The sequence below is a fragment of the Actinocatenispora thailandica genome, assembly GCF_016865425.1.
Taxonomy (GTDB): domain Bacteria; phylum Actinomycetota; class Actinomycetes; order Mycobacteriales; family Micromonosporaceae; genus Actinocatenispora; species Actinocatenispora thailandica.
This window is the reverse complement of the sequence record NZ_AP023355.1, coordinates 3083856-3105309: the sequence shown is the minus strand read 5'-3', so window position 1 is coordinate 3105309 and position 21454 is coordinate 3083856. Positions and strand designations below refer to the sequence as shown.

The window sequence follows — 21454 nt, the reverse complement described above, 5'->3', positions numbered from 1 at the left end:
GCCTGCGACGGAACAGACCCTACCGCCCGGCGCCGCCGGTATCGGGACTGGCGTCCGGCTTGGGCGAGTCGGCACCGGCCGCCTTCGCGTCGGGCTCGCGCACCTCGCTCAACGACCCGGCGCCGGGCGGCGTCGCGGCACCTCGGACGATCTGCCGGATCTTCGGCAGCCGGTCGGCCACCGCCCGCTCGGCGCCGTGCCGGGTCGGCGTGTAGTAGTCCCGACCCGCCGCCTCGTCCGGCGGGTACTGCTGGGTGACCACGCCGCGCGGATCGTCGTGCGGATAGCGGTAGCCGGTGCCGTGCCCCAGGCCCCGGGCTCCGGAGTAGTGCGCGTCGCGCAGCGCCCGCGGCACCAGCCCGGTGCGACCGGACTGGACGTCGGCGATCGCGGCGCCCACCGCCGCGGTCACCGAGTTCGACTTCGGCGCGGTCGCCAGGTGGACCACCGCCTGGCCGAGGTTGAGCTTCGCCTCCGGCAACCCCACCCGGTCCAGCGCCTCGGCCGCGGCGACCGCCACCGGCAGCGCCTGCGGATCGGCCATCCCGACGTCCTCGCTGGCGAAGATGATCAACCGGCGGGCGATGAACCGCGGATCCTCCCCGGCCACGATCATCCGGGCGAACCAGTGCAGTGCCGCGTCCACGTCCGACCCGCGCAGGCTCTTGATCAGCGCGGACGAGATGTCGTAGTGCCCGTCGCCGTCCCGGTCGTAGCGCACCGCGGCGGTGTCCACCGCCGCCTCGGCGGTGTCCAGATCGATCTCCACCGGCTCGACCGGCTCGGTCCCCGCCGGATCCGTCGTGGCCGGCCCGGACCCGCCCGCCGACGTCGCCAGCGCCGAACCGGCGGCCGCCTCCAACGCGGTCAGCGCCTTGCGCGCGTCGCCGCCGGACAGCCGGACCAGATGGTCCTCCGCCTCCCGCGCGAGCCGGACCCGGCCGGCCAGACCACGCTCGTCGACGACCGCGCGGCGAACCAGCTCGCGCACCGACTCCGAGCCCAGCTGTTGCAGGGTGAGCAGCACGCACCGGGACAGCAGCGGCGAGACGACCGAAAAGTACGGGTTCTCCGTCGTCGCGGCGAGCAGCGTGACCGTACGGTCCTCCACCGCGGCGAGCAGCGAGTCCTGCTGCGTCTTGGTGAAGCGGTGCACCTCGTCGATGAACAGCACCGTCGGATCGCCGCCCCGGCGGCGCGCGGCCCGGGCGGTCGCGATGACCTCCCGCACCTCCTTGACCCCGGACGAGAGCGCCGACAGCGCCACGAACCGCCGGTTGGTCGCCGCCGCCACCAGGTGCGCGATCGTGGTCTTGCCGCTGCCCGGCGGACCCCACAGGATCACCGACAGCGGCGCGTCGCCCTCCACCAGCCGGCGCAACGGCGCCCCCGCCGCGCGCAGGTGATCCTGACCCACCAGCTCGTCGATGTCGCGCGGGCGCATCCGCACCGCCAGCGGCGCGTCCGCCGACGGCTGGGCCGGTTCGGGCTGCGCCGAACCCGGCACCGCGTCAAGATCGAAGAGGCCGGCCGATTCCACACCGCGACCCTACCCGGGCCCACCGACAGTCCCGAAGCAGCGCGAACCGGCACCCGTCAGTCGGCCAGGGCGGCGCGGACGCCGGCCAGCAGCGGCGCGGCCATGCTCAGCTCGGCGACACCGGCGGTGCGCAACAGCGCCGCACACTCCGGGTCGCCGGCCAGATCACCGCACACCGCGACCGGCACCCCGGCCGGACCGGCCGCCGCGACGAGACCGGCCACCAGACCGGGCACCAGCCGCTCGCCCGACCGGTACACCCCCGCCACCTCCGGGACCGTGCGGTCCGCCGCGGTCAGGTACTGCACCAGGTCGTTGCTGCCGACCGAGACGAAGTCGACGTCCGGCAGGAACGGCTCCGGCCGCAGCGCCGCGGTCGGGATCTCCACCATGATCCCCACCCCGGCCGGCTCGGCGAACGGCGTCGCGTCGGCGCGCAGGCTCTCCGCGGCCGACGCCAGTGCCGACCGGGCCGCGGCCAGCTCGGCCGGCTCGGTCACGAACGGGAACATCAGCTCGATCGGGCGCGACACCGCCGCCCGCAGTACCGCACGCAGGTGGGTACGAAACAGCGCCGGCCGGGCCAGACACAGCCGCAGCCCGCGCTCGCCCAGAAACCCGTGCCGGACCTGGTCCAGCCGCAGCCCCGGTACCGGCTTGTCGCCGCCCAGGTCGACCGTGCGCACCACCACCGGCCCGTCCGGGCACGCCGCGAGCACCGCCGACAACCACTCGACCTGCTCGTCCTCACCCGGCAGCGCGGAGCGGCCGGTGAACGCCAACTCGGTACGCACCAGCCCGACGCCGGCCGCTCCGGCCGCCACCGCCGCCCGCGCGTCCGCCACCGACCCCACGTTCGCCGACAGCCGCAGGTCCCCGCCGTCGGCCCGCCGCACCCGGGCGGTACGCGGCACGGTCCGGGCCGGCGCCACCGGAGCCGACGCCGCCTCGTCGGGCGACACCAACACCTCGCCGGTACCGCCGTCGACCAGCACCGGGGTACCGTCCGGCACCGCATCCAGCGCGTCGCCGGCCGCCACCACCATCGGCACCCCGGCCGCCCGGGCCAGCACCGCGGCGTGCCCGCGCACCCCGCCGGCGCGCAGCACGAAACCGACCACACCCGCCTCGACCAGCTCCGGCACCAGCGACGGCGCCAGGTCGTCGGCGAGCAGTACCGCACCGGCCGGTACCTCCGGACGCACCGGCCGGCCGAGCAACGCGCCCAACACCCGCTGGCCGACGTCGACCACGTCCACCGCCCGGCCGGCGATCACCGCATCACCGCTCGCCGCCAGCTCCTCGGCGGTCCGGCGCACCACCCGCCACCACGCCGTCGCCGCCGGCACACCGGTACCGATCAGCTCGTCGGCGGCGCCGGTCAGTTCCGGATCGGCCAGCAGGACCCGGTGCGCCTCGGTGATGTCGCCACCGCCGACCAGCTGCTCGCCGGCCTGCCGCAGGGCGGCCGCCAGCCGCCCCCGCTCGGCCGCCGCACCGGCGAACGGCTCCGCCGGCGGCTCGATCCCGGCCGCGCCGGGGCGCCGCAGCGGCCCGGACCGGCGCCCGGGCGCCGCACCGACGCCACCCGAACGGTTCGCCGCCACCACCGGTACGGCGTCCTCGGCACCCGCCGCCGACAGCGCCGCCACCACCCGCGGTACCGCGAGCGCCGCATCCGGGCCGGACCCGGCAACCCGCACCTCGGTACCGGCCGAGGCGCCGAGCCGCAGCAACGCCGACAGGCTGGCCGCCGACGCCTCGACCGCACCGGCCGCCACGGTGACCGTCGCGTCCAGGCCGGCGAGCGCGCGGACCACCGCGGCCGCCGGCCGGGCATGCAGGCCGGCCGGGTCGGTCAACACCACCCGCGCCGTCACCGCGTCCGCCGCCGGCACCAACCCGTCCGAACCGGCCGCCGGCTGCTCCGGCGGGCCGCCCGAACCCGCGCCCACCGACCCGGCGCCCGGTCCGGCCGCACCGATCGGCCCGGCGCCCGCACCCAGCTGAGCGGCGTCACCCGGTTCGGCACCCGCGGCCGGCTCGGCGGCGCCGCTCTGCCGGGCCGCCGCGGCCACCTCGCCCAGCGACTGGCCGCCCGCCGCGGCGGCGCCGGCCGCGACCGCACCCTCCACGAACGACGCGTCCACCAGCCTGGTTCGCTCGCCCAGCTCCGGTTCGACGAACTCCAGCGCCAACTCGGCCGCCATCCGGGCGCTGCCCAGGTCGTACAGGACGACCACCCCGGCGCCACGGTCGGCCGCGGCGAGCGCGTCGGCGACCCGGTCCGCGCTGGTACCGAGGCCGCCCTCGACATCACCGCCGGCCGGCACCACCGGCACCTCCGGCGCCATCTGGGCGACCAGCTCGGCCAGGCCGGCGGCGAGCGCCGCGCTGTGCGAGACCAGGACCAGACCGATCACGCGTCCGCCCACGCCGCGAAGCACCCGAACAGCAGGCGGCTGGAGACCGCGCCCGGGTCCCGATGGTCCTTGCTGCGCTCCCCCAGGTAGCTGGCCCGGCCTCGCCGGGCCTGCCACGGCACCATCTCCTGCTCGGCGGCGCCGGCTGCGGTCGATGCCGCGGCCAGCAGGGCCGGCAGCCCGTCGCCCGCCGCGGCCGCCGCGGCGGTGCTGGCCGCCATCCAGACGTCGTACATCGTCTTGTCGCCGGTGGCGCACTTGCCGCGCTCGGCGATGCCGGTCGTCGCGTCCCGCAGTACGGCGGTGCACGTTGCCGCATCCAGCGCCTCGGCCGCGCCGGCGGCCCGCGCGGCCCGCAGGAACGCCGTCCCGTACAACGCGCCGGACGCGCCACCCACCGTGCTGACCAGCCGCCGGCCGACCAGGTTGAACACGCCGCCCGGGGTGTCCTGCGGGATGGCGGCCAGCGCCTCGACGGCGGCGCGCATGCCGCGGTCCAGGTTCGTCCCGTGGTCGCCGTCGCCGACCGCCGTGTCCAGCTCGGTCAGCAGGTCGCGGTCGCGCTCCACCGCCCGCTGGAAGTCAGCGAACACCGCCGTCAGGTCCGTCGCGGAAAGCCGGTCGGCCATCGTCACCGCCCCCATCGCAGCGCCGCGGTCCGCACCGGGGCGTCCCACAACTCGGCGAGCTGTTCGTCGAGCACCAGTACCGTCAGCGACACGCCGAGCATGTCCAGGGAGGTCATGTACGACCCGACCAGGTTGCGGGCCACCCGCAGCCCCCGCCGGTCGAGGTCCTGCACCGCCCGGCGGGCCACGATGGAACACTCCAGCGGCGTCGCCGAGCCCAGTCCGGTGACGAACAGCAGCACGTCGCCGGCCAGCTCGTCGGCGCCGAAGTCGGCACAGATCGCCGCCATCGCCCGGTCGACGAGCGCGTCGACCGGCTGCATCGGCCGGCGCTCCCGCCCCGGCTCGCCGTGGATGCCGACACCGAACTCGATCTCGTCGTCCGGCAGCTCGAAGCTGCGCCGGCCGGTCGCCGGCACGGTACCCGCCGACAGGGCGAACCCGAGCGACCGGCTGCGCGCGCAGACCCGCCGGCCCAGTTCGGCCACCTGCGCCAGCGAGTCGCCGCGCTCGGCCGCCGCTCCGCACACCTTCTCCACCAGCACCGTCGCGCCGACGCCGCGCCGCCCGCTGGTGTAGGTGGAGTCCTCGACCGCGACGTCGTCGGCGACCAGCACGGTTTCGGTGGCGACCCCGTCGGCGGCGAGCAGCTCGGCGGCCATCTCGAAGTTCATCACGTCGCCGGAGTAGTTCTTCACCACCAGCACCGTGCCGGCGCCGGCGTCGACCGCGCGTACCGCCGCCTCGACCTGGTCGGCGGTGGGCGAGGTGAACAGCTCGCCCGGGCAGGCGGCGGACAGCATGCCGGGGCCGACGAACCCGACGTGCATCGGCTCGTGGCCGGAGCCGCCGCCGGAGACCACCGCGACCCGGCCGGCGACCGGCGCGTCGACCCGGGCCAGGTACGTCGGATCGTGGGCCACCCGCAGCAGTTCGGGATGGGTCAGCGCGATGCCCTCCAGCGCTTCGGACACCACCGTGTCGGGCGAGTTGTACAGCCTCTTCATCGGCCCACCTGCCTGTCGCCAGCTCCGTGGCTGTCCATCATTCCAGCCCCGGGCGTCCCGATCGGCGCGCGGTGTGCCGGCGGGCACTGCTCGCAATGCTTCCTAGGTAGCTGGACTGAAAGAAGGGCGCCGACCTCAGCCCGCAGCGGGTGGGCCGGAGCGGATCGCCAGCCGCAGCGCGGCGTTGCGCAGCCAGACCAGCCGGCGCACCTGCCCGAGCCGGCCCGCCAGCCGGGACATCCGCACGATCCGCTGCGTGCGGCGGCGGCGGAGCCGCTCGTAGCCGGCCAGCCCGGCCGCGATGTCGTCGCCGGTGCCGAGGCAGTCCGCGAGCGTCACCGCGTCCACGATCGCCTGACAGCCACCCTGCCCGAGGTCCGGCGTCATGGCGTGCGCCGCGTCGCCGAGCAGCACCACCGAGCCCGCCACGTACGACGGGAGCGGCGGTCGCAGGTCGACGATCTCGTGCCGCAGCAGGCCCGCCGGGTCGATCCCGGCGACGATCGTGGGCACCGGCTCGGCCCAGGAGCCGAACAGCCGCGTCAGTTCGGCGAGGTCGTCGGCGGGGCGCCACCCGGCCGGCGCCCGGGTCACCGCGTAGAAGTTCGTCCGGCCGTCCTGCTGCGGGGTGTAACCGAACTTCGTCCCGCTCCCCCACACCTCGGCACCGGACGGCAGCCGCAGCGGCACCGACCCGCGCCAGGCGACGCTGCCGACCGGACGCGCCCGGTACCGCGGGCCGAACGCCGCCGCACGCACCGCACTGTGCACCCCGTCGGCGCCCACCACCAGGTCGTACTCGGCGCGCAGCGCCCCGAGGTCGGTGACCGGACGATCCAGCCGGACGGTGCCGGCCGGCAGCGCGGCGAACAGCAACCGCAGCAGCGTCGGGCGGTTGATCAGCCGGACCGGCTCGCCGACCCGGGCGGTCAGCGCGTCCATGTCGATCTCGGCGAGCGGCCGCCCGTCCGGCCGCAGCAGCGCGCCGGACGGTTGTGGCCGGCCCACCGACCGGGCGTCCACGCCGATCCGCTCCAGCGCACGCAGCGCGGCCGGCCAGATGCCCAGCGCGGTGCCGGTGGCGGGCAGCGCCGCGGCCCGCTCGAACCCGGCGACCCGCCAGCCGGCCCGATGCAACGCGATCGCCGCGGTCAACCCTCCGATGCCGCCTCCGACGACGGCCGCCGTTCTCGCCATGCCCCGACCGTACTACAGATGTAGTGCTCATGACTACTGCTGTAGTGTCGGCCCGTGGCGACCGACCGACGACAGCGCATCTGCGACGCGGCGATCGACGTGCTCGGCGCCGGCGGCTCCCGTCGGCTCACCCACCGTGCCGTGGACGCCGCCGCCGGCCTGCCGCTGGGCTCGACCTCCAACGTGTTCCGCAGCAGGGACGCGCTGCTGGCCGGCGTGCTGGACCGGCTGCTGGAGCGCGAGACCGAGGGCTGGCGGCAGCTCGCCACGGCGGACCCGCCGCACGACGTGGACACCTTCGCGGCACAGCTCGCCGGGCTGATCGAGCAACTCACCGGGCCGCAGCGGATGCTGGCACTGGCCCGGCAGGCGATCTTCCACGAAGCGGCGTTCCGGCCCGAGCTGCAGCGCCGGATCGACGTCGCCCAGCAGGAGCTGCTCGGCTGGGGCGGCGGCTGGCTGGCCGCGCTCGGTTCGAACCGGCCGGAACGGGACCTTCGGGCACTGCTCGCACTCATCGACGGCGTCCTGCTGCTGCGGCTGGCCAACCCGCACGACACGCCGCCGACGGCACCGGTGTTCGCCGCGCTGCTGCGCGGGCTGCGCACCGAGACCACCTGAAGGGGGACACCAAACGGGCGACCGATACTACCGAGTTGCCTGTTGTGAGGTAAATCATGGCTGTATCTTGGTTACAGCTCAGCAAATTCTTAAACTCTCTCCTTACCGTGCGGCTCGATGAAGGTGAAGCAGAAGATCAACACGGCATTGGGTCGCACCACCGGTTTCGAACTGGTCCGGGTCCGCGGCCCACGTCGACGACGCCCGGTGATCCGCGGCGAACGGCTGCTGAAGCAGCCGGTGTTCCTGCTGTCCTCGGTGCGCTCCGGCTCCACCCTGTTACGCGTCATCCTGGACAGCCACTCCCAGCTGTTCGCGCCGCACGAGCTGCACCTCGGCGACATCGAGGCGAAGGCCAAGGGCTGGTTCGCCGAGCACGCGATGAGCGACCTGGGGTTCGACAACAACGAGCTCACCGCGCTGCTGTGGGACCGGCTGCTGGACGAGGCGCTGCGCCGCAGCGGCAAGAAAGTCCTGGTCGAGAAGACGCCCAACCAGGTGTTCCGGACCAAGCGGCTGCTCGACATCTGGCCGGACGCCCGGTTCGTCTTCCTGCTCCGTCACCCGGCCTCGATCCTCGCATCGTGGCGGGAGGCCCGGCCCCAACTGTCCCGGGACGAGGCCATCACCGACATCCTGCGGTACCTGACCTCGCTGCAGGAGGCGCGCGAGCAGCTGACCGGCGTCGACGTGCGGTACGAGGACCTCACCGAACGCCCGGAGGAGGAGACCCGCCGGCTGTGCGAGTTCCTCGGCGTCGAGTGGGAAGCCTCGATGCTGGAGTACGGCGACAACGGGCACACCAAGTTCCGCCGCGGCCTCGGCGACTGGAGCGAGAAGATCAACTCCGGCCGGTTGCAACCGGCCCGGCCGGTGCCCGACGACGTGCCGGACGAGTTCACCTCGTTCTGCACCGCCTGGGGCTACGACCGGTCGGACTGACCGTCGGATGCGGGCACGCCCGGGATGACCGATGATGGACGAGACATCCGGTCCTTCCGCGGAGGTGGCACGTGACCTGGTACGGCTCGGCAACCCCTGAACCGCCCCGGCCACCGACCGACGAGGCGGTCGGCCCCCGCGGGTACGGCGAGCCCGAGCCGGCCCGCCCACGGAGCGCGGCGACGTTCTCCGCGACCCGGTTGTGGACCGGCGGCGTCGTCACCGCGGTGATCGCCGCACTGCTCGCCGTGGTCGGGTTCCTGATCGTCGGCAACGTGCTCGGACAGAGCGTGCTCGGCGTCAAGCCCGGCGGTGATCCGTTCGCGCCGTCGATGCTCGCGTACGCGTTCTCCGGCGCGGTCGCCGCGCTGCTGGCCACCGCGGTGATGCACCTGCTGCTCGTCGGCACCCCGCGGCCGCTGTTCTACTTCGGCTGGATCGGCGCGCTGTGTACGGCGATCCTGGTGTTGATCCCGCTCGGCGTGCACAACCGGGAGGGCGGGTACCTCACGGTGCTGCCGACAGTGATCATCAACCTGATCGGCGGCATCGCCATCACCGCGATCGTGCGCGGCACCGCCGCGGCCAGCCTGACCAACCGCCGCGGTCTGCCCCCGGTCCGCTGACCGACCGCCGCGCCCGTCCACGGCCGCCGGCCCGCGAACCGGCCGGCTCGATCCGCGCACGGGGCCCGGACACCGGTCCCCGTCGGGCCAGCCCGGTCAGGCGAGAAACTCGCGCACGCCGCGCAGCCTGATCGTCAGCAGGCCGGTGGCAAGGCTCGTGTCGAGACGGGTGTCTCGTGGGATCACGACATCGAGTTCACCCGCTCGGGCGCTCGGGACCAGCGCCGGGTCGAGGCCCTGCCGGCGCGCGATCAACATGCCGAGCTGATGAAAGCTGATGGTCTCCGGCCCTGCCACGTTCAGCACGCCGGCATGCTCGCCGGCGGCGGCACCCGCGGTGGCGAGCTCGAGCAGCGCCTCGCTCAGGTCGTCGACGTGGATCGGCGAGCGGTACGAGTCGGTGAACAGCGCACCCGGCTCCCCCGCGATCAGCGCCGGCGTCATCCGCTCGTACTTGCTGTCGCCGTCGGTCCCGACGATCAGCGGTGCCCGGACGATCGCCGCGCCGGGCGCCACCGCCTTCACGACGGTCTCGGCCGCGGCCTTCCCCGCGCCGTACCGGTTGACCGGGTCCGGTAGCGCCGACTCGTCGTACGGCGGTTGCCGCCCGGACAGGACGGCGTCGCTGGAGACGTGCACCAGCCTGGCGCCCACCGCGGCCGCGGCGACCGCGACGGTACCGGTGGCGTCGGCGACCGCGGCCCAGTCACCGCGATCCCGGCCGGTCGCGGCGTGGATCACCGCGTCGGGCCGGATCCGGTCCAGCAGCGCGGCGGTGGCCGAACGATCGACCAGATCGATCCGTTCGACCTGGACCGCAGCGACCGAGCACCGTCCAGCATGAACCGTGCCGACGACCGACCAGCCCCGGCGAACGGCCCGCGCGGCCAGCCGGCCACCCAGATATCCCGACACGCCGGTGACGATCATCGTTCCCACCATGGCGGGAAGCGTACAAGCGGGCCGGCACCGCCTCGGCCCACCGGCAAGCCGGCGTGGTCAGCCGGCGAGGCCGTGCCGGTAGGCGTAGGCGACGGCCTGGGCGCGGTCGCGCACCCCGGTCTTGGCGAAGACGTGGTTGACGTGGGTCTTGACCGTCGCCTCGCTGACCACCAGGGCCTGCGCGATCTCGGTGTTGGACAGGCCCGCCGCGATCAGCGACAGCACCTGCGCCTCCCGGTCGGTCAGGCCGTCCGGCGCCGGCCCGGTCGGTACCGGCCGGGCCGGCTGGTGAGCCGGCAGCAGCTCCAGCAGCCGGCGCTGCACGTCCGGATCCAGGTCGGCCTGGCCGGCGGCGACCCGGTGCACCGCCCGGGCCACCTCGTCGGCGCCGGCGTCCTTGGTCAGGTAGCCGCGCGCGCCGGCACGCAGCGCGGCCAGTACCGACTCGTCGTCGGCGAACGTGGTCAGCACCACGACCTGGGAGCGCGGATGGTCCCGACGCACCCGCCGGGTCGCCTCGACCCCGTCGCAACGCGGCATCCGCAGATCCATCAGCACCACGTCCGGGTCGTGCCGGGCGACCGCGGCCACCGCCTGCTCGCCGTCGGCGGCGGTGGCGACCACCTCGACCCCGTCGGTCAGCGACAGCATCAGCTCGATGCCCTCGCGCACCACGCGCTGGTCGTCGGCCACCACGACCCGGATCGGCCGCTGCTCCACCGCACCCCCTCGTTCAGGTCGGAATGCGCAGCCGGACCCGGAATCCGCCATCCGCGAGCGGCCCCGCGGTCAGCGCTCCGCCGAGCAGTTCGGCGCGCTCCCGCATCCCGGCAAGACCGTACCCGCCGCCGGTGCCGGCGAGTTCGTCGGCGGCCGGCACGCCTCCCCCACCGTCGACGACCTCGACGGTGGTCGCGTCCGGGGCGTACCGCAGCCGTACCGTCGTGGCGGCGCCGCGCGCGTGCTTGCGTACGTTGGTCAAGGCTTCCTGTACGGTCCGCACGATCGCGAGCGACGCCTCCGGTCCCAGGTCCCGCGCGTCGCCCTCGCTGGTGTAGCCGGCGCCGGCGTCCGCGGCGAGCGCCGGCAGCGTCTCGGTCAACGGCCGGGACCGGCCGCGCAGCGAGTCCAGCGCGCGGCGGGTCTCGTCCAGGCCGTCCCGGGCCAGCCGTTGCGCCTGCTCGACCCGGGCCAGTACCGCGTCGGTGTCGGCCCCGTGGCGCAGCAGCATCCGGGTCCCCTCCAACTGCACCACCTGCGCCGAGAGCGTGTGCGCCAGGATGTCGTGGATCTCCCGGGCCAGCCGCTGCCGCTCGGCGAGTACGCCGGCCCGCTCGGTCGCCTCGCGCGCCGCGCGTTCGGAGGCGAGCAGCCGCTCGGCGTCCGTGGCGCGCTGCCGGGCGGTACGCATCGAGTACGCCAGCACCGCGACGCCCATGCAGGTACCGAGCTGCCCGACCACCGCGGCCGGCCCCAGGGCGAACCAGCCGACGACGATCATGCCGGCGGTCAGCGTCGCCGAGGCGAAGACCGCGAAACGAGCCGGCAGCCGGATGATCGACCAGAACAGCGCGAAGACCACCGGCGCCCAGCCGACCCAGCTGGGCCCGATCGCCGTCAGCACCAGCCCCATCGCCGCGAACAGCTGCACGCCGAGCGCCGACAGCCACCAGTGCCGGCGGCGCAGTACGGTCGCGCTCACGATCACCACCGCACCGGCGACGGCGACCAGCACGGTGGTCAGCGGGCGGTGCGCGACCGGCACGCCGAGCACCGACAGCAGGATCCAGGAGGCCAGCGCGGTGATCCGAAACGCGAGCCGGGCCGGGCTCCCCGGGCTCCCGGGCAGCAGCACGCCGCCGTCCCGCAACCCGCTCACGTCCGGGTCGGCGCCGCGGGCCCGCCCGCCGCCCTGCAGCGGCCCGCCGCCCTCGGACGAGCCGCCCACGTCGCGCAGGCCGTCGTCCTCCCCGGACTGCTGTCGGTCACCGCCGGGCCCCGCTCAGACCCGCTGCGGCACCGCGCCGAGCAACCCGCCGCGGCGGGCGACGACCAGGTTCTGCGCGCCGATCGTGACGGCGGCGAACAGCATCGCCTCGGCCATACCCTCGGGCGCGCCGAGCGAGGACGCGCCGAACGCGAGCCCCACCCGTACCGCGATCGAGACCAGCCACAGGCCAATCGTCCACCCGTTGCCGCGGGTGACCACCGAATTGTCCGAACCAGGCCGGACGGCCATCGTGGCGGACCGGGCCAGCCCGAGCAGGACGGCGAGCACCAGACCGGCCACGAACAGACCGACCGCCAGCCCGGTGGACAGATCGTGCCCGAGCGTCTTGCCGTTCACCACCGCGGCGACCACGAAGATCAACGGCATGATCGCCAGCCGGCGCGGCGTCCAGGTGCGCTCGCCGACCTGGCGGGAGATGATCCAGATCAGCAGGACGAGCCCGAGCAACCCGTAGAGCAGGTAGGACGTGGTCTGGGAGGACATGCGCCGCCAACTTCCGTGGAGAGCCGATCGTCAACGAACTCGACGCTACGGAAACCGGCCGTGGCGGCGCATCGGCGCCCGGATGGGTTCGGCGCCTCCACCCCGGGGTGGAGGCGCCGCCCGGTCACTGCGCGGTCGCCGGCTTCTCCGCTGCCTCGGCGGCCTTCGGCTTGGGTTTCGCGTCCACCCCGGCCTCGCGCCGCTGCTGCGGCGTGATCGGGGTCGGCGCACCGGTCAGCGGGTCGAACCCGCCGCCCGACTTCGGGAACGCGATCACCTCACGGATGCTGTCCAGCCCGCCGAGCAGCATGCACACCCGGTCCCAGCCGAACGCGATGCCGCCGTGCGGGGGCGGCCCGTACTGGAAGGCGTCGAGCAGGAAGCCGAACTTGTCGGCCGCGTCGTCCGGGGTGATGCCGAGCAGGTCGAAAACGCGCTTCTGCACGTCCGCCTGGTGGATACGGATCGAGCCGCCGCCGATCTCGTTGCCGTTGCAGACGATGTCGTACGCGTGGGCGGTGGCGCGCTCCGGGTCCTGCTCGAAGGTCTCCAGCCACTCCCCGGCCGGCGAGGTGAACGGGTGGTGCACGGCGGTCCAGGCGCCGGAGCCGACCGCCACGTCGTCACTGGACTCCACCGGCAGGAACATCGGCGCGTCGGTCACCCAGCAGAACGCCCAGGCGTTCTCGTCGATCAGGCCGCAGCGGCGGGCGATCTCGTTGCGGGCCGCGCCGAGCAGTTCCTGCGCGCCGATCCGGTCGCCGGCGGCGAAGAACACCGCGTCGCCCGGCTTGGCGCCCACCGCGTCCGGCAGCGCGGCCAGGTGTTCGGCGGACAGGTTCTTCGCCACCGGGCCCTTCGGCGCGCCGGTCTCCGCGTCGAACAGCACGTACGCGAGGCCCTTGGCGCCGCGCGCCTTCGCCCAGTCCTGCCAGCCGTCCAGCTCCTTGCGGGTCTGGCCGGCGCCGCCCGGCATCACCACCGCGCCCACGTAACCGCCGGCGGCGATCGCACCGGCGAACACCCGGAACTCGGTGCCACGCAGCACCTCGGTCAGCTCGGTCAGCTCCACCTCGTAGCGCAGGTCGGGCTTGTCCGAGCCGTACCGGTCCATCGCCTCGTGCCAGGTGATCCGCGGGATCGGCCGCGGAATCTCGTAGCCGGCCAGCTGCGACCACAGCGCCGCGGTGATCGCCTCGCCGACCTCGATCACGTCGTCCTGGGTGACGAACGACATCTCGATGTCGAGCTGGGTGAACTCCGGCTGCCGGTCGGCGCGGAAGTCCTCGTCCCGGTAGCAGCGCGCGATCTGGTAGTAGCGCTCCATCCCGGCCACCATCAGCAGCTGCTTGAACAGCTGCGGCGACTGCGGCAGCGCGTACCAGGAGCCGGGCTGCAACCGCACCGGGACCAGGAAGTCGCGGGCGCCCTCCGGGGTGGAGCGGGTCAGCGTCGGCGTCTCGATCTCGACGAAGTCGCGCTCGGCCAGCACGGTACGGGCGATCCGGTTCGCGTCGCTGCGCAGCCGCAGCGCGTGCGCCGGGCCGGACCGGCGCAGGTCCAGGTAGCGGTACTTGAGCCGGGCCTCCTCACCGACCGACAGGTGTTCGTCGATCGGGAACGGCAGCGGCGCCGAGGCGCTGAGCACCGTCAGCGCGGTGACGGTCAGCTCGACGTCGCCGGTGGGCAGCTCCGGGTTCTCGTTGCCGGCCGGCCGGGCCTCGACGGTGCCCTCGATGCGCACGCAGTACTCGCTGCGCAGCACGTGCGCGGCGGCCTCCGCGGCGTCCGCCTCGGCGGTACCGCCCCGGAACACCACCTGGACGACGCCGGAGGCGTCCCGCAGGTCGACGAAGATCACCCCGCCGTGGTCGCGGCGGCGGGCCACCCAACCGGCCAGCGTGACATGGTGCCCGACATGCTCGGCGCGCAGCGTGCCTGCCCCGTGGGTGCGGATCACGAGCGTTCTCCTTCGACAGATCGCGGTTCCGGGCCGGGTGTTTCCGAGGGCCCGAGACGATTGTTTCAGCCGCCGGCCGGTGCACGACCGGCGGCCGGGGTCGGACTATTCGGTACCGATCCGGGCGTGCAGGTCGGCGGCCGGCGGCTGCCAGCTCTCCAGCACGGCCGGCGCCTGCTCGCCGGAGCGGATGTCGCGGATCTCGACAGCACCGTCGGCGTCCGGGAACAGCACGTACGGGATGCCGCGGCGCTGCGCGAACCGGATCTGCTTGCCGTACTTCTGCGCCGCCGGAGCCACCTCGGTGGCGATGCCGCGCCGGCGCAGCCCGGCCGCGATCCGGTCGCACGCCGGCCGGGAGGCGTCGTCGGGCAGCGCCACCAGTACGCAGGTCGGGACGGTCCGGGTGGCGGTCAGTTCGTGGCGACCCAGCAGCCGGCCGAGGATCCGGGAGATCCCGATCGACAGCCCGACACCCGGATAGCTCTCGGTGCCGGCGGTGGCGAGGTTGTCGTAGCGGCCACCCGAGCAGATCGACCCGAGCGCCTCGGCTCCGTCCAGGAACGTCTCGTACACGGTGCCGGTGTAGTAGTCCAGCCCGCGGGCGATCCGCAGGTCCGCCACGACCAGCCCGGGCGCGTGTTCGGCGGCCGCCTCGACCACCCGGGTCAGCTCCTCGATGCCCTCGTCGAGCAGCGGGTCGGCCACCCCGAGCGCGGCCAGCCGGTCGGCGAACGAACCGTCCGTGGTGCGGATCTCGGCCATCGCCAGGCACGCCTTGATCTGCGCGTCGGACGCGCCGAGCTCGTCGGCCAGCGTTGCGCCGACCCCGCCCGGGCCGATCTTGTCGATCTTGTCGACGATCCGGATCGCCGCCATCGGGTCCGACAACCCGAGGCCGGTGTAGAAGCCCTGGGACAGCTTCCGGTTGTTGACGTGCATGGTCGCCTTCGGCAGCGGCAGCGCGCCCAGCGCGTCCGCGATCACCAGCGGCAGTTCGACCTCGTAGTGCGGCGACAGGGTGTCCCGGTCGACCACGTCGATGTCGGCCTGCCAGAACTCGCGGTAGCGGCCCTCCTGCGGCCGCTCGCCGCGCCAGCACGGCTGGATCTGGTACCGCCGGAACGGGAACTGCAGCTTGCCGGCGTTCTCCAGCACGTACCGGGCGAACGGCACGGTCAGGTCGAAGTGCAACCCGAGCCCGGAGTCCGAGGCGTCGTCGGCGTCGGCCTGCAGCCGGCGCAGCACGTACACCTCCTTGGAGGTCTCGCCCTTGCGCAACAGCTGGTCCAGCGGTTCCACCGCGCGGGTGGACAGCGGCGCGAACCCGTGCAGCTCGAAGACACGGCTCAGCGTGTCGATCACCTGCCGCTGCACGATCTGCCCGGCCGGCAGCCACTCGGGGAAGCCGCTGAGCGGGGTCGGTTTGCCCTGGCTCATGGTGTGTTCAACGCTCCTCGGCGTACGACGCGACCCGGCCCGGCTGATCGCCGGTGGCGCGCGAAACGGATCTTCGACGACGTGTCAGGTGGCCGCGAGCACGCCCGGATCCAGCAGGTACGGATTGGTGCGCCGCTCGCGGCCGATCGTGGTGTGCGGCCCGTGCCCGGGCAGGACGGCGACGGTGTCGGCCAGCGGCAGCACCCGGCGCCGCAGGCTGTCGGCCATCGCCGCGGCGGACCCGCCGGGCATGTCCACGCGTCCTACCGAGCCGGCGAAGAGCACGTCCCCGGTCAGGCAGACCTCGCTGGCCTCAGCCAGCTCGGCCTGCTCGGGAGGCAGCTGCGCACCGACGCGCCGCACCCCACCGGGCAGACGGAACATCACCGACCCCTCGGTATGGCCGGGCGCATGGTCGACGGCCAGGGTCAGCCCGGCCAGCGACAGCGTCGCACCGTCGGTGAGCTCCGCGACATCGGCGGGCTCGGTGTCGACCATGCCGTCCGGCAACTGGTGCAGCGCGGCGACCAGCTCCGGGGACAGCCCCACGGTCGGATCGGCGAGCATCGCCCGGTCGGCCGGGTGCACGTAGGCGGTGACGTCGTTCGCCTTGCAGACCGGCACCACCGAGAACGTGTGATCGAGGTGGCCGTGCGTCAACAGCACCGCGACCGGACGCAACCGGAACTCGGCGACCACCTCGGCCAGTTCGTCGGCCACCTGGTAACCGGGGTCGACGATCACGCACTGCTCGCCGACGGCCGGGGCGAGCACGTAGCAGTTCGTGCCGAACGCGGCGGACGGGAACCCGGCGACGAACATGACGTCCTTCCTGTACCCGCGGCGCGGCGCCGCGTGGGCGACCACGCCCGGGGCCCGCGGCGCGGCACCGGCCGGATGCGCGCGGACGCGGGATGGGCGATGCGATACCCGACCAGCCTACCCAGCGACGACGCCGTACCGAGCAGCGGTCCGGCGGGCCGCCCAGCCGTCTTCGGGTGATCCGTTACGTATTTGTTCCGCCCGGTCCGCGCGCGCTCCGATCACAGTTGGTTAACCTTTGACGCTGGGTCCCACCGCCGTGCGCGGCGACACCCACGGGTACACCCGGCACAACCTCCTCGTTCGGCCCTTCCGCCGGCGGCAGACGCGCCGTTTCGTACCATCCGAGTCCCGTATTGTCCTTGCAGTCCGACCGGGGAGGGGAGCTGACGTTGGCTTCCAGTAGGAACCGCCAGCGCGCGTTGGCCCGCGCCAAGCTCGAACGCCAGATGGCCCGTCGCGCCGCGGCGGCGCGCAAGCGCCGGCAGGTCCTGGCGATCGTCGGGATCGCGGCGGCCGTGATCGTCGTCGGCGGGCTGACCGGCGTCGTCGTCTGGGCCAAGAGTGGCAAGGACAACGGCAGCGCGAAGGCGAAGGCGAAGCCCAGCGCCACCGCCGCCGCGGCCGGCAGCTGCTACACCAAGGCGACGGCGAAGTCCGGGCAGAAGCTCAAGGACGTCGGCATGCCGAGCAACAGCGACGTGCCGAAGACCGGCACCCAGACGATGACGATCAAGACCAACCGGGGCGAGATCGACGTCAAGCTGGACACCGCCAAGGCGCCCTGCAACGTCAACAGCTTCGCCTACCTGGCGAGCAAGAAGTTCTTCGACAACACCACCTGCCACCGGCTGACCACCAAGGCGTCCGGGCTGGAGGTGCTGCAGTGCGGCGACCCGTCCGGCACCGGCTCCGGCGGCCCGACCTACACGGTCAAGGACGAGAACCTGCCGACCGGCAAGAAGCCGACCTACCCGGCCGGGACCGTCGCCGTGGCGAACACCGGCCAGGCGGGCAGCGGCTCCAGCCAGTTCTTCATCGTGTACGGCGACAGTGACCTGCCCGCCTCGTACTCGGTGATCGGCACCGTCAGCAAGGGCCTCGACAAGGTCCAGGCGATCGCGAACAAGGGCGTCACCGGCGCCAACGCCAGCAAGGGCGACGGCGCGCCGAAGGAGAAGGTGAAGATCTCCTCCCTGCGGGTCTCCGCGCCGGCGACCTCCTCGCCGACCCCGTCGACCTCGGCCAGCAACAAGAGCTGACCACCCGCGACGAAGAACGGGCCGGTGCCGCTGCTGCGGCGCCGGCCCGTTCGCTGTCCGCGGCTGGGCGGGTGGCGGGGTGCCGGCCCGGACCGGGTGGACCGCCGGGTCAGAGTTCGGTGTGCAGGTGGCGCAGGATCGCGGCGAGCTCACCCTCGTCCGGGCCGTCCAGGTCCGGCGCGCGATGGTTGCCGGTCCGGGTCGGGGACCGCCGCGGCAGGGCCGGGCGGGCCGTCGGGTCGGCAGGACCGGGAGTGGACTGCTCACGGTCCTCACTCATGCTCGCCTCCGAAGTCCACCGATGGTCACGGATCGTCCATGGTAGGTGGTCGGCGCAGGTCAAGCGAGCGCACACGCTGTGACGGACGGACCGATCAGGCGCCGGAGGTGACCCGATAGGCGTCGTACACCCCGTCGACCTTGCGCACCGTCTTGAGCAGGTGACCGAGGTGTTTCGGGTCGGCCATCTCGAAGGTGAAGCGGCTGACCGCGACCCGGTCGCGGGTGGTGGTGACCGTTGCGGACAGGATGTTGACCTTCTCCTCGCTCAACACCTTGGTCACGTCGGCGAGCAGCCGGTGCCGGTCCAGCGCCTCGACCTGGATCGCCACCAGGAACGTCGACGCGGCGCTCGGCTTCCAGGCCACCTCGACCAGCCGGTGCGGCTGGCGACGCAGCTCGGCGGCGTTGGTGCAGTCGGTGCGGTGCACGCTGATGCCGCCCGAGTGCGTGACGAACCCGAGGATGTCGTCCCCCGGCACCGGGGTGCAGCAGCGGGCGAGCTTCACCCACACGTCGCTGATGCCCGACACCATCACACCCGGGTCGTACGACCGGCCCCGGTTGCGGGGCGGCCGGGTCGGCACCGCGGTCTCGGCGATGTCCTCGACCGCGCCTTCCTCCCCGCCGTACGCCGCGACCAGCCGCTGCACCACGGCCTGCGCCGAGACCTGGTTCTCCCCCACCGCCGCATACAAGCTGGACACGTCGGTGTGGTGCAGGTCGCGGGCGATCGCGGTGAGCGCGTCGGCGGTGAGCATCCGCTGCAGCGGCAGCCCCTGCTTGCGCATGGCGCGGACGATCTCGTCCTTGCCGGTCTCGATCGCCTCTTCCCGGCGCTCCTTGTTGAAGTACTGCCGGATCTTGGTGCGGGCCCGCGGGCTCGCCACGAATCCGAGCCAGTCGTGCGACGGGCCGGCCGTCTCCGACTTGGAGGTGAAGATCTCCACCACGTCGCCGTTGGACAGCTGCGACTCCAGCGGCACCAGCTTGCCGTTGACCCGGGCGCCGATGCACTTGTGCCCGACCTCGGTGTGCACCGCGTAGGCGAAGTCGACCGGAGTCGAGCCCTTCGGCAACGCGATCACGTCGCCCTTCGGCGTGAAGACGTACACCTCCTGGCTGGACAGGTCGTAGCGCAGCGAGTCGAGGAACTCGCTCGGGTCGCTCGCCTCCCGCTGCCAGTCGAGCAGCTGGCGCAGCCACGCCATCTCGTCGATGTGCGCCGGCGGACCGACGATGGTGGCGTCCTTGTTCTCCTTGTACTTCCAGTGCGCGGCGATGCCGTACTCCGCGGTGCGGTGCATCGCGAAGGTGCGGATCTGCAGCTCCACCGGCTTGCCGGTCGGACCGATCACGGTGGTGTGCAGCGACTGGTACATGTTGAACTTCGGCATCGCGATGTAGTCCTTGAACCGGCCCGGGACGGGCTGCCAGTTCGCGTGAACCACACCGAGTGCCGCATAGCAATCACGCACCGTGTCGACCAGCACCCGAACCCCGACCAGGTCGTAGATATCGGTGAAGTCGCGGCCGCGCACGATCATCTTCTGGTAGACGGAGTAGAGGTGCTTGGGCCGGCCGACCACCTGCGCCTTGAGCTTCGCGCCGCGCAGATCGGTCTTGACCTTCTCGGTGACCTCGTTGAGCAGTCCGTCGCGCTGCGGGGTGTGGTCGGCGACCAGGCGCGCGATCTCCTCGTACCGCTTCGGGTAGAGGGTCGCGAAGGCCAGATCCTCCAGCTCCCACTTGATCGTGTTCATCCCCAGCCGGTGCGCCAGCGGAGCCAGGATCTCCAGCGTCTCCCGGGCCTTCTGCTCCTGCTTCGGGCGCGGCAGGAACGTCAGCGTGCGCATGTTGTGCAACCGGTCGGCCAGCTTGATCACCAGCACCCGGGGATCCTTGGCCATCGCGATGACCATCTTGCGGATCGTCTCCGCCTTCGCCGCATCGCCCAGCTTGACCTTGTCGAGCTTGGTGACGCCGTCGACCAGCAGCGCCACCTCGCCGCCGAAGTCGCGCTGCATGTCGGCGAGCGTGTAGCTGGTGTCCTCGATGGTGTCGTGCAACAACGCCGCCACCAGCGTGGTCGTGTCCATGCCCAGCTCGGACAGGATCTGCGCGACCGCCAGCGGATGCGTGATGTACGGATCGCCGGACTTGCGGAACTGACCGCTGTGGTAGCGCGCGGCCACGTCGTAGGCGTGCTGCAGCTCCCGCACGTCGGCCTTCGGGTGGCTCGCCCGATGCGTGGCGACCAGCGGCTCCAGCACCTCGGAAACCTGCGGAGTCTGCCAGGGCGCGTTGAACCGGGCCAGCCGCGCCCGCACCCGCCGGCCGGTCGGCGCGCTGGACAGCGCCGACGACGAAACGGCCGGCTCGTCGGCTGGCGCCCCGCCCGGAGTGGCCGGCGGCGAGGCGGCGGGGCCGGCCGCTTCGGTGCTGCGGTCCGGCCGCACGCTGCGCTCAGACACCTGGCTCTCCTGAGCTCTGCTCGGTCAACACACACCCCTGGGAAGGCGACGCGGCGCGGCCCACGGTCTGTTCCGCGGATCCGAGTGCCCATCGTATCCCGCGGCTCGGTCGACACCACGAGGTCGGCGACAAGCGGGCCGGGACGGCACTCGGGCGGGCGTCACCGGCATGCCGGGCAAGCCCGACGAGCCCGCTCAGAGGGTCAGCAGGGCGTGCACCGGACGCGGCGCGAGCCGTTGTCGGCCCTGCAGGAAACCCAGCTCCAGCAGCACGCTGAAGCCCGCGACGCTGCCACCGGCCCGTTCCACCAGGTGCAGCGTCGCCTCGGCGGTACCGCCGGTGGCGAGCACGTCGTCGACCACCAGGACCCGCTCGCCGCGGTGGAACGCGTCCTCGTGCACCTCCAGCGTGGCCGTGCCGTACTCCAGCGAGTACGAGGCGGAGATGGTGCGGCGGGGCAGCTTGCCGGCCTTGCGCACCGGCACCACACCGGTCCCGGTCGCGTAGGCGACCGCGGCGGCGATGACGAACCCGCGCGCCTCGATCCCGGCCACAACGTCGAACGAGTCCGGTCCGTGATGTTCGACGACCGCGTCGATCACGTGCCGGAACCCGTCCGGGTCGGCGAACAGCGGGGTGAGGTCCTTGAACGTCACCCCGGTTTCGGGAAAGTCCGGTACGTCCAGAACGTGCTTGGCCACCGCCGCGGCCACCGCCGCGCCGCTGTCCCCGTGTGGCGCGGCGGCGTCGGTCGGCGTACCGACACCAGCGTCCGGCCCGTCGCCGGGCTCGATG

At 73.3% G+C, this 21454-nt stretch carries 19 protein-coding genes; 4 read left to right on the top strand and 15 right to left on the bottom strand.

Translation table 11 applies throughout. The features are described 5' to 3' along the window. Nucleotides 1–19: 19 nt before the first annotated feature. The 5 genes from Athai_RS13735 to Athai_RS13715 form a co-directional block, all read right to left on the bottom strand. A complete protein-coding gene (locus Athai_RS13735; protein WP_239157403.1) occupies nt 20–1507 on the bottom strand; it encodes a replication-associated recombination protein A in 1488 nt (495 codons plus the stop codon). Between the two features lie 89 nt (nt 1508–1596). Next, complete coding sequence (gene dhaM / locus Athai_RS34795) at nt 1597–3975, bottom strand: dihydroxyacetone kinase phosphoryl donor subunit DhaM (RefSeq protein WP_203961848.1); 2379 nt, start codon at nt 3973–3975, stop codon at nt 1597–1599. Next, entirely contained in the window at nt 3960–4592 is a 633-nt protein-coding gene (gene dhaL, locus Athai_RS13725; RefSeq protein ID WP_239157401.1) for a dihydroxyacetone kinase subunit DhaL, read from the bottom strand. Before dhaL ends, dhaM begins: the two co-directional genes overlap by 16 nt. Nucleotides 4593–4594: 2 nt before the next feature. Then, nucleotides 4595–5599, bottom strand: a complete 1005-nt coding sequence (gene dhaK / locus Athai_RS13720; RefSeq protein WP_203961846.1) for a dihydroxyacetone kinase subunit DhaK — start codon at nt 5597–5599, stop codon at nt 4595–4597. A gap of 135 nt (nt 5600–5734) precedes the next feature. Beyond that, on the bottom strand, nt 5735–6796 hold the full coding sequence (locus tag Athai_RS13715) for an FAD-dependent monooxygenase (RefSeq protein ID WP_203961845.1): 1062 nt from the start codon (nt 6794–6796) through the stop codon (nt 5735–5737). Nucleotides 6797–6850: 54 nt separating this feature from the next. Between Athai_RS13715 and Athai_RS13710 the strand changes: the two genes are divergently transcribed. The 3 genes from Athai_RS13710 to Athai_RS13700 all read left to right on the top strand — a co-directional run bounded on the left by Athai_RS13710 (nt 6851) and on the right by Athai_RS13700 (nt 8985). Then, a complete protein-coding gene (locus Athai_RS13710; protein WP_203961844.1) occupies nt 6851–7417 on the top strand; it encodes a TetR/AcrR family transcriptional regulator in 567 nt (188 codons plus the stop codon). 117 nt (nt 7418–7534) lie between these two features. Continuing rightward, entirely contained in the window at nt 7535–8359 is an 825-nt protein-coding gene (locus Athai_RS13705) for a sulfotransferase family protein (protein WP_203961843.1), read from the top strand. Between the two features lie 71 nt (nt 8360–8430). Continuing rightward, complete coding sequence (locus Athai_RS13700; RefSeq protein WP_203961842.1) at nt 8431–8985, top strand: hypothetical protein; 555 nt, start codon at nt 8431–8433, stop codon at nt 8983–8985. Between the two features lie 96 nt (nt 8986–9081). On the opposite strand, the gene Athai_RS13695 is transcribed toward Athai_RS13700, so the two are convergent. The 7 genes from Athai_RS13695 to Athai_RS13665 all read right to left on the bottom strand — a co-directional run bounded on the left by Athai_RS13695 (nt 9082) and on the right by Athai_RS13665 (nt 16643). Further along, nucleotides 9082–9927, bottom strand: a complete 846-nt coding sequence (locus Athai_RS13695; protein ID WP_203961841.1) for an SDR family oxidoreductase — start codon at nt 9925–9927, stop codon at nt 9082–9084. 57 nt (nt 9928–9984) lie between these two features. Further along, nucleotides 9985–10647 (bottom strand): response regulator, encoded by a 663-nt coding sequence (locus Athai_RS13690; protein ID WP_275422436.1) that lies wholly within the window; start codon nt 10645–10647, stop codon nt 9985–9987. Between the two features lie 13 nt (nt 10648–10660). Further along, complete coding sequence (locus Athai_RS13685; RefSeq protein WP_203961839.1) at nt 10661–11875, bottom strand: sensor histidine kinase; 1215 nt, start codon at nt 11873–11875, stop codon at nt 10661–10663. 54 nt (nt 11876–11929) lie between these two features. Then, complete coding sequence (locus tag Athai_RS13680) at nt 11930–12421, bottom strand: hypothetical protein (RefSeq protein ID WP_203961838.1); 492 nt, start codon at nt 12419–12421, stop codon at nt 11930–11932. 124 nt (nt 12422–12545) lie between these two features. Next, a complete protein-coding gene (gene aspS, locus Athai_RS13675) occupies nt 12546–14381 on the bottom strand; it encodes an aspartate--tRNA ligase (protein WP_203961837.1) in 1836 nt (611 codons plus the stop codon). A 105-nt stretch (nt 14382–14486) separates the two neighbouring features. Further along, nucleotides 14487–15821, bottom strand: coding sequence for a histidine--tRNA ligase (gene hisS / locus Athai_RS13670; protein WP_203961836.1), 1335 nt, complete (start codon nt 15819–15821; stop codon nt 14487–14489). An 84-nt stretch (nt 15822–15905) separates the two neighbouring features. After that, the gene (locus tag Athai_RS13665) at nt 15906–16643 is read right to left on the bottom strand and encodes an MBL fold metallo-hydrolase (protein WP_203961835.1); all 738 of its coding nucleotides are present in this window, start codon (nt 16641–16643) and stop codon (nt 15906–15908) included. A 392-nt stretch (nt 16644–17035) separates the two neighbouring features. Between Athai_RS13665 and Athai_RS13660 the strand changes: the two genes are divergently transcribed. Next, the gene (locus Athai_RS13660) at nt 17036–17905 is read left to right on the top strand and encodes a peptidylprolyl isomerase (protein WP_239156918.1); all 870 of its coding nucleotides are present in this window, start codon (nt 17036–17038) and stop codon (nt 17903–17905) included. A 109-nt stretch (nt 17906–18014) separates the two neighbouring features. Here Athai_RS13660 and Athai_RS13655 read toward each other — a convergent pair whose 3' ends face one another. The 3 genes from Athai_RS13655 to Athai_RS13645 all read right to left on the bottom strand — a co-directional run bounded on the left by Athai_RS13655 (nt 18015) and on the right by Athai_RS13645 (nt 21453). Beyond that, nucleotides 18015–18185 carry a hypothetical protein gene (locus Athai_RS13655; RefSeq protein WP_203961834.1) on the bottom strand — a complete coding sequence of 57 codons (171 nt, stop codon included), beginning with the start codon at nt 18183–18185 and terminating at the stop codon, nt 18015–18017. A gap of 94 nt (nt 18186–18279) precedes the next feature. Next, nucleotides 18280–20658, bottom strand: a complete 2379-nt coding sequence (locus Athai_RS13650; RefSeq protein ID WP_203961833.1) for a RelA/SpoT family protein — start codon at nt 20656–20658, stop codon at nt 18280–18282. 195 nt (nt 20659–20853) lie between these two features. Then, nucleotides 20854–21453 (bottom strand): adenine phosphoribosyltransferase, encoded by a 600-nt coding sequence (locus tag Athai_RS13645; RefSeq protein ID WP_203965657.1) that lies wholly within the window; start codon nt 21451–21453, stop codon nt 20854–20856. Nucleotide 21454 lies beyond the last annotated feature (1 nt).